Here is a 14,431-nt window from a genome sequence, read left to right as displayed (position 1 = left end):
GCCCGCGTTTACGCGCGAGAGCGCGCGCCTCCATGCCTCGGTCCCCTCATCGTAGCGTATCCCATCGGCGAACACGTCGACGGTGACCACCACCGTATACGCAGCGGCCTGAGCGAGCCGTTCGATATCTACGAGCACCTCGCGCGCCGCAGCGTCAGGGTCACGTGGGGACAAGCCGCCTTCCGCGAAAAGCTCGTTTGCAACCAGGTTGCCCACGTCCTCCAAAAGAAGCGTGCAGCCGCGCGGAAGCCCGGACACTGCGGCGCCCACGTCACGCGTGCGCTCGAGGGTGGAAAACCCCTTGCCCTCGCGCAGCGCCCGATGGCGCGCGATGCGGCGGGCGCCCTCTTCCCCGAAGGGCTCCATCGTTGCCAGGTACACGCGAGGGCCGTCGTGCCCGAGGCACAGGGACTCGGCGTAGGCGCTCTTGCCGCTCGCGGCGGCGCCGATAACGAGCGTCACCGTCATTTCCCGGCCTCGAAATGCTCGTAAGCAGCCATGCCAGTCGCCGTGAACGTCTTCCCATCCCGGTACACGCGCAACGCCGAATCCAGAAGGGGCAGATACGCCATGGCGCCCGCGCCCTCGCCCAAGTGCATGCCTGCGTCGAGGGGTGCCTTTATGCCGAGCTCGCGAAGGAGCTCCTGGCTTGCAGGTTCGCTTGATGCGTGGGTGCCCACGAGGTAGCCCAAGGCGTTGGGGCACAGGCGCGCCGCGCACAGGGCCGCCGTGCAGGATATGACCCCGTCAAGGAGCGCCGGCGCCTTCGAGGCCGCGGCCCCCAGGTAGAAGCCGCACATCGCCGCGATGTCAAAGCCGCCCACCTTCGAGAGCACGTCGATCGGGTCGGCGGAATCGGGCGAGTTCACGTCGATAGCGCGCTCGACCACGTCGCGCTTGCGCGCGAGCGAGGCGTCCGAGAGCCCCGCGCCGCGCCCGACGAGGCTCCGCGCGTCCGCCCGGATGAGCACTGCGGCCACCGCCGCCGAGGTGGTCGAGTTGCCGATGCCCATCTCGCCCGCGGCGAGAAGGCGCACGCCGGCGCGGACAAGCCCGCACGCTACGGCGATTCCGACCTCGATCGCGCGCACGGCCCCATCGCGAGACATAGCGGAGCCGTGCGCGATGTTGCCGCTCCCCCGCCGCACGTTCGCGCGCACCATGCGCGCGTCTTCTATGCCCCGGGCCATACCCACGTCGACGGGCACGACCTCGGCACCCGCGAACGCCGCCATGCGGCAGGCGCTCGTGGCCCCCTCGCACATGTTGCGCGCGACGGCTCGCGTCACTTCTTGCCCGCTTTGCGACACGCCTTCGGCAACGACCCCGTTGTCGGAGAAGAATACCGCGAGCGCACGGGGAAACTCGGCCACCTCGTCGCTCCCCTGAGCTGCGGCGATACACGCGACGGCGTCTTCAAAGTCGCCCAATCCCCCCAAGGGGTGCGCGATGGAGTCCCACGCGGCGTACGCGGCGGCGCGGGCGCACTCGTCTGCGGGCGCGATCCGGGAGAGCGCGGCCTCGAGCACGGCGCCCGGCGCCGACGAGAACGCGCGCTCGACTTCCTCGTGGATGCAGGCAAGCGCGGTTTCGGTTGCTTCAGCCATGCCGTCTCCTCTCTGCGAACGACGCTGCGGCAGACGCGAACGCGCGCGCAACGTCGGGGTTCGCAGGATAGTACACATGCGGGAAGCCCGCAACCAGGGACGGGGTGGTCGTCATGCACGGCCAGCCCTTGTCGCGCCGGGGCTTTTGCGCCCAGAAGTCGCCGCCCGGGCAGGAGGACTGCCAGTAGTGGAACTCGTGCGCGCGGATGCGTGTGCCGCGCGGCCCGTAGAGCCCGTCGCGTTGGGAAGTGAGCTCCACGTACCCGAAATGGGACAGCCTTCCCCCGTTCTCGCTTGCGCCCTCAAGGGCGCCCGCAACAGGCCAGCGCCGCCCCTCGCTATCGGCGATTTCGCGCTGCAGGTACAGAAACCCACCGCATTCGGCGACCGTCGGCATGCCGGATTCCACCGCGCACCGCACCGCCTCGCGCATCGGCGCGTTCTCGGTGAGCTGCCGCGCATGGAGCTCCGGGTAGCCGCCTCCCAGATAGAGGGCGCTTGTCCCCCGGGGCAACTCGCTATCACATAGGGGGCTGAAAAAGGCCAGCTCGCAACCCAGGTCCTCGAGCGCGCGCAGGTTCTCCTCGTAGTAGAACGAGAACGCCTCGTCACGCGCGACGGCGACGATGGGCCGCGCTCCCGCGATCGGCTCCAACCGGTAAGGTTCCTCGCGGATATCTGGTGCTGTCGCCGCTATTTCGAGCAAGCGGTCGACGTCGACGCTCTTTTCCACCAGCTCGGCCATCTTGTCGATGCGCGCGGAGAGCTGCTCGACCTCGTCGGCGGTCACAAGCCCCAGATGCCGGCTTTCGAGCGAGAACGCCTCGTCGGCGGGGATATTCCCCAAAACCACGACGCCCGTGTGCTTCTCGATCGCAGGCGCCGCGTAGGCGCAGGCAGCGGCGCTCGTCTTGTTCAGCACGACGCCGCGCACGTTCGCACAAGGCAGGAACTCGGCGATGCCGCGGATTACGGCGGCGAGCGATAAAGACGCCCCGCGCCCGTTCACCACTAAAACGACTGGCGTTTCCGTGTCGCGCGCAACCTGGTAGCTGCTCGCGTCGGCCACGCCGGGCGCCATGCCGTCGTAGAAGCCCATGACCCCCTCGAGCACCGCGACATCCGCGCCCGCAGCGCCGCGTGCGAGCAGGGCGCGCAGCGTCGGGGCGTCGGTGAAGAAGCCGTCTAAGTTGCCCGAGCGCGCACCCACGACGCGGCGATGAAAGAGCGGGTCAATGTAGTCGGGGCCGCATTTGAAGGCCGCGCATGCGAGGCCGCGGCGCGCGAGCGTGCGCAGAAGCGCGCACGTTACGACCGTCTTGCCGCTCCCGCTCGAGGGCGCAGCGACCATGAAGCGCGGAATGGTCGTGCTCACCGGGCGCCGCCTTCCCCACCTGCACCACGCGCGCTGACGAGGAACACGGGGTTTTGCGCCTTCATAAGATGGTGCGAGCCTACAGCCTCGGCGCGGGCGGCCGACACCTGGCACGCCTCGAACCCCTTAAAGCGCGAACCCGAGAGGAGCGCGCACGCCTCGGTGAGCGTCTCAACGGTGACGCATGGTACGCACAGGCGAACCTGCGAGTTCTTCTCGAGCGCCGCCTCCACGATAGAGGGAAGCTCGCCCGCGCTCCCGCCGACGAACACGGCGTCGGGGACGGGCAGTTTCGCGAGCGCTTCGGGGGCGACACCGGGGACCGCATGCACGTTGCCGCACCCGAATGCATCCGCGTTCTCTCGGATGAGCCGCACACCGGCCGCGTTGCGCTCGACCGCCCATACCGACCCCGCTCGCGCGACGAGCGCCGCCTCAATCGACACGCTCCCCGTGCCGGCTCCGACGTCCCACACGGTGTCGGTAGCGGTAAGGCGCAGCTTCGCGAGCGCGACGGCGCGCACCTCCTGCTTGGTCATGGGAACGTCGCCGCGGATGAAGAGCTCGTCGGGAATGCCCGAGGAAGCGTACGGCCAGCGGGAGCTCGCGGCGCGGGATGCGCCCGCAGGCGACCCGACGCAGCCTGCGAACTCGATAAGCATCACGTTCAAGTCGTCAAACGTCTGACCTGCGATTTCACTTGCGGTCGCGCAGGTGATGCGCTCGTCGGGGTACGACAGGCGCTCGGCCACCGTCACGCGCGCGTCCCCGAAGCCCGCCTGCACAAGCTCGCCCGAAAGCCGCGAGGGGTCTTCCCCGCCCGACGTGGCGAGGAAGAGCTCACCTGCGCGCTCGGCCTCGGCCACGATGTCGCACGCCACGCCGTGAGCGCTCGCGAAGCGCCAATCCTGCCATGGACGCGCGAGACGCGCGGCGAGATACGACGCTGAGCTTATGCCAGGAACGACGCGCACGTCCACCTGCGCATCGCCGGAGAGCGCCTCCACCAGGCGGCGCGCGCCGCTGAACAGCCCCACATCGCCCGTCATCACGACCACGGCGCGCCGCCACGACGCCGAATCGGTGAGCGCGGCGACGATGTCCGCCGTTTTCACGAGCTCGCATCTCGCCACGTCGGGCGGCACGTCGATGCCGGCAAGCGCGCGATGAGCGCCGATGACCACGTCGGCGAAGTCGATAGCGTCGAGCGCCGCGCGCGAGAGCAAGTCGGGGTTTCCGGGCCCCGCCCCGATGATCGTTACCTTTCGCATGGAATCTCCCGATACCCGCGCGGCGTGACCATACGGCCGCCTACGAGCTTCGTGTCCGCGTTGCCGACGAACACGGTGGTGAACATGTCGGCGTCGATCTCCCCCAGCTCAGAGAGCCTGCACATGCCCGACTGCTGCCCCTCGCGCCCGATGTTGCGTACCCAGCCGCAGAGCGTGTCGGGGGCCTTCCATTCGAGCATAATCTTCGCCGCGCGTGAGAGCCTGTCGGCGCGCTTTCTGCTGCGCGGGTTGTACAAACAGATGCAGAAGTCGGCGCTCGCCACGGCGGCGAGCCTGCGCTCGATGACCTCCCATGGCGTGAGCAGGTCGGAGAGCGACACGACCGCGAAGTCGTGGGCAAGCGGGGCGCCGAGCACCGCCGACCCGCTCTGAGCCGCGGTGGCCCCGGCGATAACTTCCACGTCTACATCGGGGTAGTCCTCCGCAAGATCCAGCACGGGGCTCGCCATGCCGTACACGCCCGCGTCACCGCTGCACACGAGTGCCACGGCTTCTCCGCTCTGCGCGCGCGAAAGCGCCAGGCGGCACCGTTCGACCTCGTGCATCATCGGCGTCGCGAGATGCGCCGCGTCGGGCACGGCGGCGAGCGCGAGCTCCACGTATTTCGTGTACCCCACAACGATGTCGGCCGCCTCGAGCGCACGCCGGGCCGCAATCGTCATGCCGTCGGGGCCGCCCGGGCCGATCCCCACCACGAAGAGCTTTCCCATCACCGCTCCTTAAACGAAAGTTCGATAGTTACCTTGGAAAACGCGACGGTCACGCCGCCGTGAGCGAGCTTCGGGAAGATAAGTTTGCCCCCGTCCGCGAGCGCCGCGCGCTCGCACACGTTGTCGACCCCCACCGTCGCGCGCACGAAATCAGATGGCGAAACGCTGCCTTCGACCTGCGACAACTCCTCTGCGGGATACGTCGCAAGCGGGATATTGCGCGCGCGGCAGAAGGCGAGCAGACCCTCCTCGTGCGCCTTCACGTCTATCGTCGCCGCCTCGCGCACGGCCGAAGGCGAGATACCCGCCTGCCCGCACGCGAGAAGAAACGCCTCCTCGATCGCTTCGGCGCACGCACCGCGACGGCACCCTATGCCCGCAACGATGCAGGGCACGACAAGGCGAAGCGGCTCGGGCGCAGGCGCCTGCGCCCGCACGCCCGCCGGCTTCCACGTCTCACCGGCGGGCACGACCTCGTCCGTTGTCTCCGACGCGCGAACGGACGCACCTGCATTCGCGCCAGCGAACGGCGACACGACGATATCGGCCCGAGCGCGGTCGGACGCAATGTCAACCCCCTCAGGTGGCTGTCCCGAAATCGGCATGTCGGAATAGAGCGCCACGCGCCCGCCCGAAAGCAGCCGCGCCGACACTCGCTTGATGGCCTCGGGATTCGAAACGGCGAGCCCCGCACAGCGCGCCCACGTATCCACCGCCCACACGCCGCGGACGTCGGTCGCCGTGGTGATGACGGGGATGGCCCCTGCCGCGCGTGCCACAGTTTGCGCAAGCTCGTTCGCACCGCCCAAATGCCCCGACAAAAGCGGGACGGCAAAGCGCCCCGCCTCGTCAATCACCACAACCGCGGAATCGGTTGCCTTCGAGGCGACATGCGGCGCGATCGCCCGCACGGCGATGCCCGCCGCGCCCACGAACAGAAGCGCGTCCGACGCTTCCCACGCGAGCGCCGTCCATGTGCGCAGGTCGGCCTTCCCCTCGCCGAACCCGCGCGAAACGGAAACGTCCCAGCCAGGGTCATCTTCACCTGTCTGCGCGCAATCGGAAAGCGCGCGTGCGGTGCGCTCCGCCAACGCATACCCCCTCTCAGTGAACGCTATGCAGGAAACCCTCATCTAGCGCACCACCATCGTCGAGAAGTAGCTGCCCCGATCGGGCACATCGTCGAGCGAGCGGTACACGCGCTCGCCCGGAAGCCCACAGTCCTCTACGAGCTCGGCACCGTCGAAGGCGTCCTCCTCGCGAAGGATGCGCTTCGTGTCCTCAAGCGAGCGGCGCGCCTTCATGACCACCTTCGTCCCCGGCCAGCCGATTGCGCGGCGCACCCCGCACAGCACGCCTTTACTCATACGTCGCCCCCAATTCCCCGATTACTGCATCGGCGCCCGACGTGCGGAAAAGCTCGCGGCGCTGGGCGTCGAACACGACCGCGGCGATGTCGCATGCGCCCGCCGCGCGGCGGCGCAACCTGTCCTCGATTGCCGCAGCGAGCGAGGCGCGCACAGCGTACCCCACGCCGGCGGCCTCGATTGCCTCGAGCGCCGCCGTGGTCGTGACCGACGACATGATCTCGCGCACGGTCTTCGCGCCCGCGCCGGCCAAGGCCGCGTGGGCGGCCAGAATCTCCGCGCGGCAGTCGGCGGTACGCGAATGGGTGTCCATGATGCCGCCAGCGACCTTAACCAGCTTGCCGATGTGTCCCACAAGAAGGACATTGGTGAATCCCTCGCGAACGCAGCAATCAATCGCATCGCCCACAAAGTTGGAGATGAAGACCACCGGCGCACCGTTTAGGTGGAAATGCCCCGAGATGAACTGCCCGCCGTAGTTGCCGGGCGTGAGCACGACTCCGCGCCGCCCCATAGCCGCATGCTGCCGGATCTCGAGCACGATGCTGTCGCGCAAGGCAGCAAGGCTGCGCGGCTCGACGATGCCCGTCGTGCCCAGGATGGAGATGCCGCCCTCTATCCCCAGGTGCGGGTTGAAGGTCTTTTTGGCAAGGGCAACGCCCTCGGGTACCGAAATCGTCACAGCAATATTTCCAGAAAAGCCGTGCGCGGCGCACACCTCGCGCGCCGCCGAAGTGATCATCGCGCGCGGCGTCGCGTTGATGGCGGCCGCCCCAACCGGCTGCTCGAGCCCGGGCAACGTCACGCGCCCCACGCCCACGCCGCCATCGACGGAAACTTCCGATTCGCGCGTGGGCACGCCCTTGCTGCCCGCAGCGCCCGTGCCCGACCCCGCATGTTCCACGCGCGCGTACACGAGCACGCCGTCGGTCACATCGGCATCGTCGCCTGCGTCCTTTCGCACGGCGCACTGGGCACACCCCTCGCCGATGCATGCGTCGACCACGTTCGCCTCGACGGGCAGCCCGCCGGGGGTGACGATCGACACGAGGCCGACGAGCTTTCGTGACAAGAGCATCTCGCAGGCCGCCTTCGCCGCGAGCGCGGCGCAGCTCCCCGTGGTGTAGCCGCAGCGCAGGCGGGTCGTCCCGGTATATATGTAGTGCTCGAAGGCCACGCTAGCTGCTCGCCTTCCGATACCCCGTGGCAAACGAAGGGTCGTAAAGCTTGCTGCGCTCGTACGACTCCGCTTGCGCGCCGTCGTGCGCAAGCCCGCCGCGAGCTCCGAGCACGCGGCCCACCACCACGAGCGCCGTGCGGTCGATGCCCTCTCGCGCGCCCGCATCGGCGAGCGTGCCCACTGTGCAGCGCACCACGCGCTCCTCAGGCCAGGTCGCCTTGTACACGAGCGCCGCCGGCTCGTCGGAGCTGCGGCCCGCGGCCAAAAGCTCGGCGGAAAGCTCGGCGAGCATACCCGAGCTCAGGAAGATGACCATAGTCGAGCCGCTTTCCGCCATGGTGCGCATGCCCTCGCCCGCGGGCATGGGGGTGCGCCCGGAAAGCCGCGTGATCACGACCGACTGGCTGATTCCCGGCAGCGTGTATTCCTGGCGAAGCGCCGCCGCGGCACCGCAAAAGCTCGACACGCCGGGCACCACCTCGTAGTCCACGCCGCGCGCGTCGAGTGCGTCCATCTGCTCCTGGATGGCGCCGTACAGGGACGGGTCGCCTGTGTGCAGGCGCACCACTTCCTCGCCCCGCGCATCCGCCGCGCACATCACGTCGAGCACTTCCTCCAAGGTCATGTGCGCGCTGTCGTAGACGACGCAGGATTCCTTGCACTCAGCGAGCAGCTCGGGGTTCACAAGGCTTCCCGCCCAAACGACCACGTCGGCCGCACGCAGAAGGCGCGCCCCGCGCAGCGTGATAAGGTCGGCGGCGCCCGAGCCTGCGCCAACGATATGAATCATCCGAGCCTTCCCTTCCCGTTTCTCATCGCAACCGTTTACGCCGCCATTCGCGCAGCGGGCAAAACACGGCGCCTGCGGCGGCAATCGGCGCAAATACGCAGGCAGGAGGCACAATGCCGCCCGCCCTGGCTTTGACACGTTCACAAGTGCCCACTATCATAGTAAAAGATTCGGCAACGAGCATATGACAATCGGATAAAAGGAAATGACCGGCGCGGCGCCCGCACAGCCCGCGCTGGCTTGCGGAGGGAACCAGGTGGGAATCCTGGGCAAGGGACATTACTGTATAGGACGCGCGGGCGAACCGCCTCGCGCCCCAAGCCAGACTGCTTCGCCTTTTCCTCACGGCATCGCCGTGGCGTTAGCTCCTTGTGAACCCCGAGGGGTGCGCTTTTCTTTCGCTTGTGCCGACAAGCAACTGTCGCCGGGGGACCGGCAAACCGAGGAAAGGAAAAACCATGTCCGACCAGATGTCACGCCGCGACTTCATGGGCGCCGCAGCAACCGGAGCCGTCGCGCTCGCCGGAGTCGCGCTCGCGGGCTGCTCCAACACCTCCGCGAGTTCCGAGAAATCGAGTGAAAAGGAGAAGGCCGTGAAGCCGGTCATCCTCGTCACGAGCTTCGGCACGAGCTACAACGACTCGCGCCACATCACCATCGGCGCCATCGAAGACGCTATCCGCGAGAAGTACTGGCAGGACTACGACATCCGCCGCGCCTTCACCGCGCAGATCATCATCGACAAGCTGAAGAAGCGCGACGGCATCACGATCGACAACATGACCGAGGCGCTCGACCGATGCGTGGAAGACGGCGTGAAGGAAATCGTCGTGCAGCCGACGCATCTCATGGGTGGCCTGGAATACACCGACGTGAAAGACGAGCTCGACAAGTACGCCGACAAGTTCGACAAAATCTCGCTCGGCGACCCGCTGCTCACCTCCGACGACGACTACAAGAAGGTGGCCGCAGCCATTAAGGAGAACATGGCGTCCTTCGACGACGGCAAGACGGCGCTGTGCCTCATGGGCCACGGCACCGAAGCCGATTCCAACGCCGACTATGCCAAGATGCAGGAAGTGTTTAAGAACGAGGGCTTGACGCAGTTCTTCGTCGGCACCGTCGAGGCTGAACCGACCTGCGAGGATGTTATCGCCGCCGCGAGCGCCGCAGGCTACAAGAAGGCCGTGCTCGCGCCGTTCATGGTGGTCGCGGGCGACCACGCGAACAACGACATGGCAGACGAGACCGACCCCGACAGCTGGGCTGCAAAGTTCGTGGCCGCTGGCTTCGAAGTGACGTGCCTGCTCCAGGGTCTGGGACAGAACGTCGAGGTCGACGACATCTACGTCTCGCACGTGGACGACGCCATCGCCAAGCTGTAAACTCGCCGCGCACGGGGGCGCCGGTCGCGTCCCCGTGCAACGGGCATGCGCCTTCCCCGACTGACGGCGCATGCCCGTTGCATTCGCATCCCGCGCGCCCACCGCACGGCGCGGGCGGTCGAAGCGATTGAAAGGAACCCCTCCATGTTGAAGAAAACCCTCGCCTTCGCCCTGTCGGCGGCGCTTTTCGCGTTCTCGCTCGCCGGCTGCGGCGGAAATTCAATCGACAGCGCAAAGGCAAGCGATGCCGATTCCCAGGAAAAAACTGAACAGGCGGCCGATGCGCCCGAGGGCGCAAGCGCTGCCCCCATCACCGCCGACAAGGTGGCCGACGGCACCTATCCGATTACCGTAGATTCCAGCTCGAACATGTTCAGGATTGTGAACGCCCAGCTCATCGTGGAAAACGGCTCCATGCACTGCGTGATGACACTTTCCGGCACGGGCTACGGCAAGCTCTTCATGGGCACGGGCGACGAGGCTGCCGCCGCAAGCGAGGCCGACTTCATCCCCTATGTGGAAAACGCGGAAGGCAAGTACACCTACGACGTGCCCGTTGATGCGCTCGACGAGGACACCGCCTGCGCCGCGTGGAGCATTAAAAGGGAGCGGTGGTACGACCGCACGCTCGTATTCGAATCCGCCGGCGTCGATCTGCGCGCCGACGCGCTGAAGTAACGCCATGCGGTCGATTCTTCCCAAGGGGGAAAGCAGAAAGCGCCGCACCATCGCGGCGCGCGCGATCGCCTGCGTTCTCGTCGCCCTGCTCGCGCTTCCCTTCGCGGGGTGCAGTGCGAGCCCGAACGCGACCGGTGGCACGGCAGGCTCTCAGGAATACACTGTGAGCGTCTCGCTCTCCGGCGGGTCAGGGCGCGCAAGCATCGCCTCACCCACCACAATTGTGAAGGATGGCGACGCCTACACCGCGACCATCACCTGGTCGAGTTCGAACTACGACAAAATGACCGTCAACGGCGTGGACTACGCGCCCGTAAACGACGGCGGCAACTCCACGTTCGAGATACCCGTCACACTCGACGAGGACATCGCCGTGTCGGCCGAGACCGTCGCCATGTCGACGCCGCACACCATCGACTACACGCTCCACTTCGATTCATCCACCATGAAGGAGAAATCGGGCGACGAAGCAAGCGGCGGTTCCCCTGCGAGAACGGCTTCAAACGCCGCGGCCGACTTCCACAACGCCGATTTGGGCTGCGGCTGGAAGCCGACGGGGACGCTTCAGCTTGAATACGCCGAGCACTTCACTGTCGACGAGTACGAAGGCGGCCTGCGGCTTATCTGCATTTCGAACGGGGAGCGCTTCCTCGTGGTGCCGCAAAATGCAAAGGTACCTGATGGGTTGAGCTCCGACATCGCGGTCATAAGGCGCCCCGCCGACAAGGTGTACCTCGTGTCGTCGGCGACGATGTGCCTGGTCGACGCGCTCGATGCGAACGACAATATCCTCATGTCGGGCACGAAGGCCGACGATTGCTCGGTCGGGGGCTTCAAAAGCGCGCTCGAAAGTGGGGCGATCGCCTACGGCGGCAAGTACAGCGCGCCCGACTACGAGCGAATATCGGCCTCGGGCTGCACCCTCGCCATCGAGAACACCATGATCAACCACACGCCCGATGTGAAGGAAAAGCTGCAGAAGCTCGGGCTCGTCGTGCTCACCGAACAGTCGTCGAGCGAGCCCGAAGCACTCGGGCGCGTCGAGTGGATTAAGCTTTTCGGCGTCCTGTTCGACAAGGAAGACGAGGCCGCGCACCTGTTCAACGAGCAGAAGGCTCGCGTCGAGCAAACGTCGGGGCTCGCGTCGTCAGGTAAAACCGTGGCGTATTTCTACATTAACTCGAACGGGGCCGCCGTCACGCGGCGGGCGGGCGACTACGTGGCGCAGATGATCGAGCTTGCAGGCGGCAGCTACGCGCTCGATGACGCGCAGACGGCGTCGACGTCAGGTTCGTCAGTAACGCTCGAAATGGAGCGCTTCTACGCGACGGCGAAGGATGCCGACATCATCGTCTACAACGGCACCATCGACGAATCGGTTGCCACCTTGAACGACTTAGTAAGCAAAAACGCGCTATTGTCGCAGTTCAAAGCCGTGAAGAACGGCAACGTCTGGGTCACATGCGCCGACATGTATCAGCAGATGACTTCTACCGCCGACATTATCGACGAGCTGCACGGGGCGTTCACCGGCGATGACGCGAGCGACTTCCATTATCTGAGGAAGCTTGGCTAGCGTCATGAGAAGCCGGCTTTCCATGACATACGACGAATCGGGGCGCGCCGCGCGGTGTCGCGTCGTGACGGCGCTGCTCGCTGTTGTCCTCATCGTGCTCGTCGGGGCCAACCTGTGCATCGGGAGCGTGCTCGTGCCCGCAGACCACATCCCCGGCATCCTTTCGGGCGGCGCGGCCAATTCCATGGAAAGCCAAGTCATCTGGGAGATTCGCCTGCCGCGTGTGCTTTCAGCCGTACTTCTCGGCGGGGCACTTTCGCTCTCCGGATTCCTGCTGCAGACGTTTTTCAACAACCCCATCGCCGACCCGTTCATCTTGGGCGTCTCCTCGGGCGCAAAGTTCGTCGTCGCGCTTACGATGATCGTACTTCTGGGCGCGAACCAGGCCATGTCCTCGCCGGCCATGGTGGCCGCAGCGTTTCTGGGCTCGCTCATCACCATCGGCTTCGTGCTCCTCATCGCACGGCGCATAAGTTCCATGGCCATGCTCATCGTGGCGGGCGTCATGGTGGGATACATCTGCTCGGCGGCGACGAACTTCCTCATCGCCTTCGCCGACGACCAGTCCATCGTGAACCTGCACAACTGGTCTTTGGGTAGTTTCTCGGGTTCGAGTTGGGACGACGTCGTGGTCATCGCGGTCGTGGTGATCACCGTGAGCGCATGCGTATTCGCGATATCGAAGCCCCTTTCCGCCTTCCAGCTGGGAGAAGCCTACGCAAAAAGCGTCGGCGTGAACGTCGCACGCTTCCGCGTGGTGCTCGTCCTTCTAGCGAGCATGCTCTCCGCCTGCGTGACCGCGTTCGCTGGTCCGGTGTCGTTCGTAGGCATCGCGGTTCCGCATCTCGTCAAGTCGGCGCTGAAGTCGTCGAAGCCCATCCGCGTGATTCCTGCGTGCTTCTTGGGAGGCGCCATCTTCTGCGCGGGCTGCGATTTGATCGCGCGCACGCTGTTCTCCCCCGTCGAGCTTTCCATCAGCGCCGTCACCGCCATCTTCGGCGCGCCGGTGGTTATCGCGCTCATGTTGAAGAAGCGGGTGAGGTAGATGGGGAAATTCGTGCCGCAGCCCAAAACGCTCGGAGGGGACATTCCATGCTTAGGCAGTCCTAAGCTCGCACGAAAGCGCCAGAAGGCACTTTCGACTCGCGCGGAACTGCGCGCGGAACGCCTCCTTCGAGCGGAGTCGAACCTCGAAACCCCGGTCGAAACGCAGGCTGACGGAGCGCCGCTTTTCCGCATAAGCGACCTGTCGGCGGGCTACGACAAGAAGGTCGTAGTCGAAGGCGTCGATCTGGAGGTTCGCGCGGGCGACGTCGTGGCGCTCATCGGGCCGAACGGCTCGGGCAAGTCGACCATCTTGAAAACCATCACGCGCCATCTGGCACCGCTTGCCGGCGCGGTCGAGCTCGACGGGCGAGAGATTTCCCGATGGAAGACGGCGGAGTTCGCAAGGAACCTTGCCGTTATGCTGACAGATCGCCCACGGACCGAGCTCCTCACCTGCCGCGATATCGTGGAGGCGGGAAGGCATCCCTACACCGGGCGAATGGGCACACTCTCGCCCGACGACCATAGTCGGGTCGATGAGGCCATGAAAACCGCACATGTGGAAGAGCTCGCCGAGCGCGACTTCATGCAGATAAGCGACGGGCAACGCCAGCGCGTCATGCTCGCACGCGCCATCGCGCAGGATCCGAGTGTGCTCGTGCTCGACGAGCCCACGTCGTATCTCGATATCCGCTACCAGATCGACCTGCTGCGAATACTTCGCCACCTTGCGAAATCGCGGAATGTGGCTGTCATCATGTCCATCCACGAACTCGAGCTCGCGCAGAAAAGCGCCGACAAGGTGATTTGCGTGAAGGACGGCCGGGTCTTCCGCGCCGGCGCACCCGAGGACATATTCACGCGCGAGACGATTGGCGAGCTCTACGGCCTTCAACATGGCACCTTCAACGAGCGCTTCGGCAGCGTGGAAATTGGGCGCCCACACGGCGATGCACACACGTTCGTCATCGCCGGCGCAGGTACGGGGTCGGCTGTGTTTCGCCAGCTCATCCGGCAGGGCAAGGCGTTCTACGCGGGCGTTCTGCACGAAGGGGACATCGACTGCGAGCTCGCGCGCGACCTGGCGACGGAATGCGTGGCCGAGCGCGCCTTCGAGCCGATCGGGGATAAAACCATAGCCCGCGCCAAAGAGCTCCTCGTCCACTGCGCGCGCCTTATCGTGTGCCCCGCCGCCTTCGGCACCATAAACGCCCGCAACGCAGAGCTCGTCGAGTTCGCACGCTCGCATGGTATCGAGGTCATGCGAGCGTGCGAAGACGCATCGGAGGATTCCAATGTGGAGTGGGTATGATGAATTGGACACCTATTTAAGAGCGAAAGGTGTTCAAGATGACCCAAAGAAGAAAGCGATACGACAGGCAGTTCAAGGTCTCGGCGGCAAAGGTGGTCCTGTCCGGGGAAAT

At 65.9% G+C, this 14,431-nt stretch carries 14 protein-coding genes; 5 read left to right on the top strand and 9 right to left on the bottom strand.

Annotated elements, in window-relative coordinates:
• The 9 genes from AAAX75_RS09755 to cobM form a co-directional block, all read right to left on the bottom strand.
• The coding region (locus tag AAAX75_RS09755; protein WP_349092029.1) for a bifunctional adenosylcobinamide kinase/adenosylcobinamide-phosphate guanylyltransferase at positions 1 to 468 on the bottom strand (468 nt) is incomplete at its 3' end.
• The gene (locus AAAX75_RS09750; RefSeq protein ID WP_349092028.1) at positions 465 to 1,607 is read right to left on the bottom strand and encodes a nicotinate-nucleotide--dimethylbenzimidazole phosphoribosyltransferase; all 1,143 of its coding nucleotides are present in this window, start codon (positions 1,605 to 1,607) and stop codon (positions 465 to 467) included. The genes AAAX75_RS09755 and AAAX75_RS09750, both read right to left, overlap by 4 nt.
• Entirely contained in the window at positions 1,600 to 2,982 is a 1,383-nt protein-coding gene (locus AAAX75_RS09745; RefSeq protein ID WP_349092027.1) for a cobyrinate a,c-diamide synthase, read from the bottom strand. Before AAAX75_RS09745 ends, AAAX75_RS09750 begins: the two co-directional genes overlap by 8 nt.
• On the bottom strand, positions 2,979 to 4,253 hold the full coding sequence (gene cbiE / locus AAAX75_RS09740; RefSeq protein WP_349092026.1) for a precorrin-6y C5,15-methyltransferase (decarboxylating) subunit CbiE: 1,275 nt from the start codon (positions 4,251 to 4,253) through the stop codon (positions 2,979 to 2,981). Before cbiE ends, AAAX75_RS09745 begins: the two co-directional genes overlap by 4 nt.
• On the bottom strand, positions 4,241 to 4,984 hold the full coding sequence (gene cobJ, locus AAAX75_RS09735) for a precorrin-3B C(17)-methyltransferase (RefSeq protein WP_349092024.1): 744 nt from the start codon (positions 4,982 to 4,984) through the stop codon (positions 4,241 to 4,243). Before cobJ ends, cbiE begins: the two co-directional genes overlap by 13 nt.
• Entirely contained in the window at positions 4,984 to 6,117 is a 1,134-nt protein-coding gene (locus tag AAAX75_RS09730; RefSeq protein ID WP_349092023.1) for a cobalamin biosynthesis protein, read from the bottom strand. The genes cobJ and AAAX75_RS09730 overlap by 1 nt, the downstream gene beginning before the upstream one ends.
• Positions 6,118 to 6,351 carry a hypothetical protein gene (locus AAAX75_RS09725; protein WP_349092022.1) on the bottom strand — a complete coding sequence of 78 codons (234 nt, stop codon included), beginning with the start codon at positions 6,349 to 6,351 and terminating at the stop codon, positions 6,118 to 6,120.
• The gene (cbiD, locus tag AAAX75_RS09720) at positions 6,344 to 7,528 is read right to left on the bottom strand and encodes a cobalt-precorrin-5B (C(1))-methyltransferase CbiD (RefSeq protein ID WP_349092020.1); all 1,185 of its coding nucleotides are present in this window, start codon (positions 7,526 to 7,528) and stop codon (positions 6,344 to 6,346) included. The genes AAAX75_RS09725 and cbiD overlap by 8 nt, the downstream gene beginning before the upstream one ends.
• A 1-nt stretch (position 7,529) precedes the next feature.
• Positions 7,530 to 8,321, bottom strand: coding sequence for a precorrin-4 C(11)-methyltransferase (cobM, locus tag AAAX75_RS09715; protein WP_349092019.1), 792 nt, complete (start codon positions 8,319 to 8,321; stop codon positions 7,530 to 7,532).
• 458 nt (positions 8,322 to 8,779) lie between these two features.
• On the opposite strand from cobM, the gene AAAX75_RS09710 reads away from it, so the two are divergent.
• The 5 genes from AAAX75_RS09710 (at position 8,780) to AAAX75_RS09690 (ending at position 14,319) form a co-directional block, all read left to right on the top strand.
• Entirely contained in the window at positions 8,780 to 9,706 is a 927-nt protein-coding gene (locus AAAX75_RS09710; RefSeq protein ID WP_349092018.1) for a sirohydrochlorin cobaltochelatase, read from the top strand.
• Between the two features lie 144 nt (positions 9,707 to 9,850).
• Positions 9,851 to 10,384, top strand: a complete 534-nt coding sequence (locus AAAX75_RS09705) for a hypothetical protein (protein ID WP_349092017.1) — start codon at positions 9,851 to 9,853, stop codon at positions 10,382 to 10,384.
• Positions 10,385 to 10,388: 4 nt separating this feature from the next.
• Positions 10,389 to 11,960 (top strand): ABC transporter substrate-binding protein, encoded by a 1,572-nt coding sequence (locus AAAX75_RS09700; protein ID WP_349092016.1) that lies wholly within the window; start codon positions 10,389 to 10,391, stop codon positions 11,958 to 11,960.
• A gap of 22 nt (positions 11,961 to 11,982) precedes the next feature.
• Complete coding sequence (locus tag AAAX75_RS09695) at positions 11,983 to 13,005, top strand: iron ABC transporter permease (protein ID WP_349092015.1); 1,023 nt, start codon at positions 11,983 to 11,985, stop codon at positions 13,003 to 13,005.
• A 12-nt stretch (positions 13,006 to 13,017) separates the two neighbouring features.
• Positions 13,018 to 14,319, top strand: coding sequence for an ABC transporter ATP-binding protein (locus AAAX75_RS09690; RefSeq protein ID WP_349092014.1), 1,302 nt, complete (start codon positions 13,018 to 13,020; stop codon positions 14,317 to 14,319).
• Positions 14,320 to 14,431: the final 112 nt, after the last annotated feature.

This window comes from Collinsella sp. CLA-ER-H7, from assembly GCF_040092345.1.
Classification (GTDB): domain Bacteria; phylum Actinomycetota; class Coriobacteriia; order Coriobacteriales; family Coriobacteriaceae; genus Collinsella.
Note: the sequence above shows the minus strand (reverse complement) of the source record. Positions and strands in the feature narration are given on the sequence as shown.

Excerpts from the sequence above, each read along its gene's own strand:
- cobJ (WP_349092024.1), bottom strand. The coding sequence starts at position 4,984 with ATGGGAAAGCTCTTCGTGGTGGGGATCGGCCCGGGCGGCCCCGACGGC.
- AAAX75_RS09725 (WP_349092022.1), bottom strand. The coding sequence starts at position 6,351 with ATGAGTAAAGGCGTGCTGTGCGGGGTGCGCCGCGCAATCGGCTGGCCG.
- AAAX75_RS09705 (WP_349092017.1), top strand. The coding sequence starts at position 9,851 with ATGTTGAAGAAAACCCTCGCCTTCGCCCTGTCGGCGGCGCTTTTCGCG.
- cobM (WP_349092019.1), bottom strand. The coding sequence starts at position 8,321 with ATGATTCATATCGTTGGCGCAGGCTCGGGCGCCGCCGACCTTATCACG.
- cbiE (WP_349092026.1), bottom strand. The coding sequence starts at position 4,253 with ATGCGAAAGGTAACGATCATCGGGGCGGGGCCCGGAAACCCCGACTTG.
- AAAX75_RS09730 (WP_349092023.1), bottom strand. The coding sequence starts at position 6,117 with ATGAGGGTTTCCTGCATAGCGTTCACTGAGAGGGGGTATGCGTTGGCG.
- AAAX75_RS09710 (WP_349092018.1), top strand. The coding sequence starts at position 8,780 with ATGTCCGACCAGATGTCACGCCGCGACTTCATGGGCGCCGCAGCAACC.
- AAAX75_RS09750 (WP_349092028.1), bottom strand. The coding sequence starts at position 1,607 with ATGGCTGAAGCAACCGAAACCGCGCTTGCCTGCATCCACGAGGAAGTC.
- AAAX75_RS09695 (WP_349092015.1), top strand. The coding sequence starts at position 11,983 with ATGACATACGACGAATCGGGGCGCGCCGCGCGGTGTCGCGTCGTGACG.
- AAAX75_RS09700 (WP_349092016.1), top strand. The coding sequence starts at position 10,389 with ATGCGGTCGATTCTTCCCAAGGGGGAAAGCAGAAAGCGCCGCACCATC.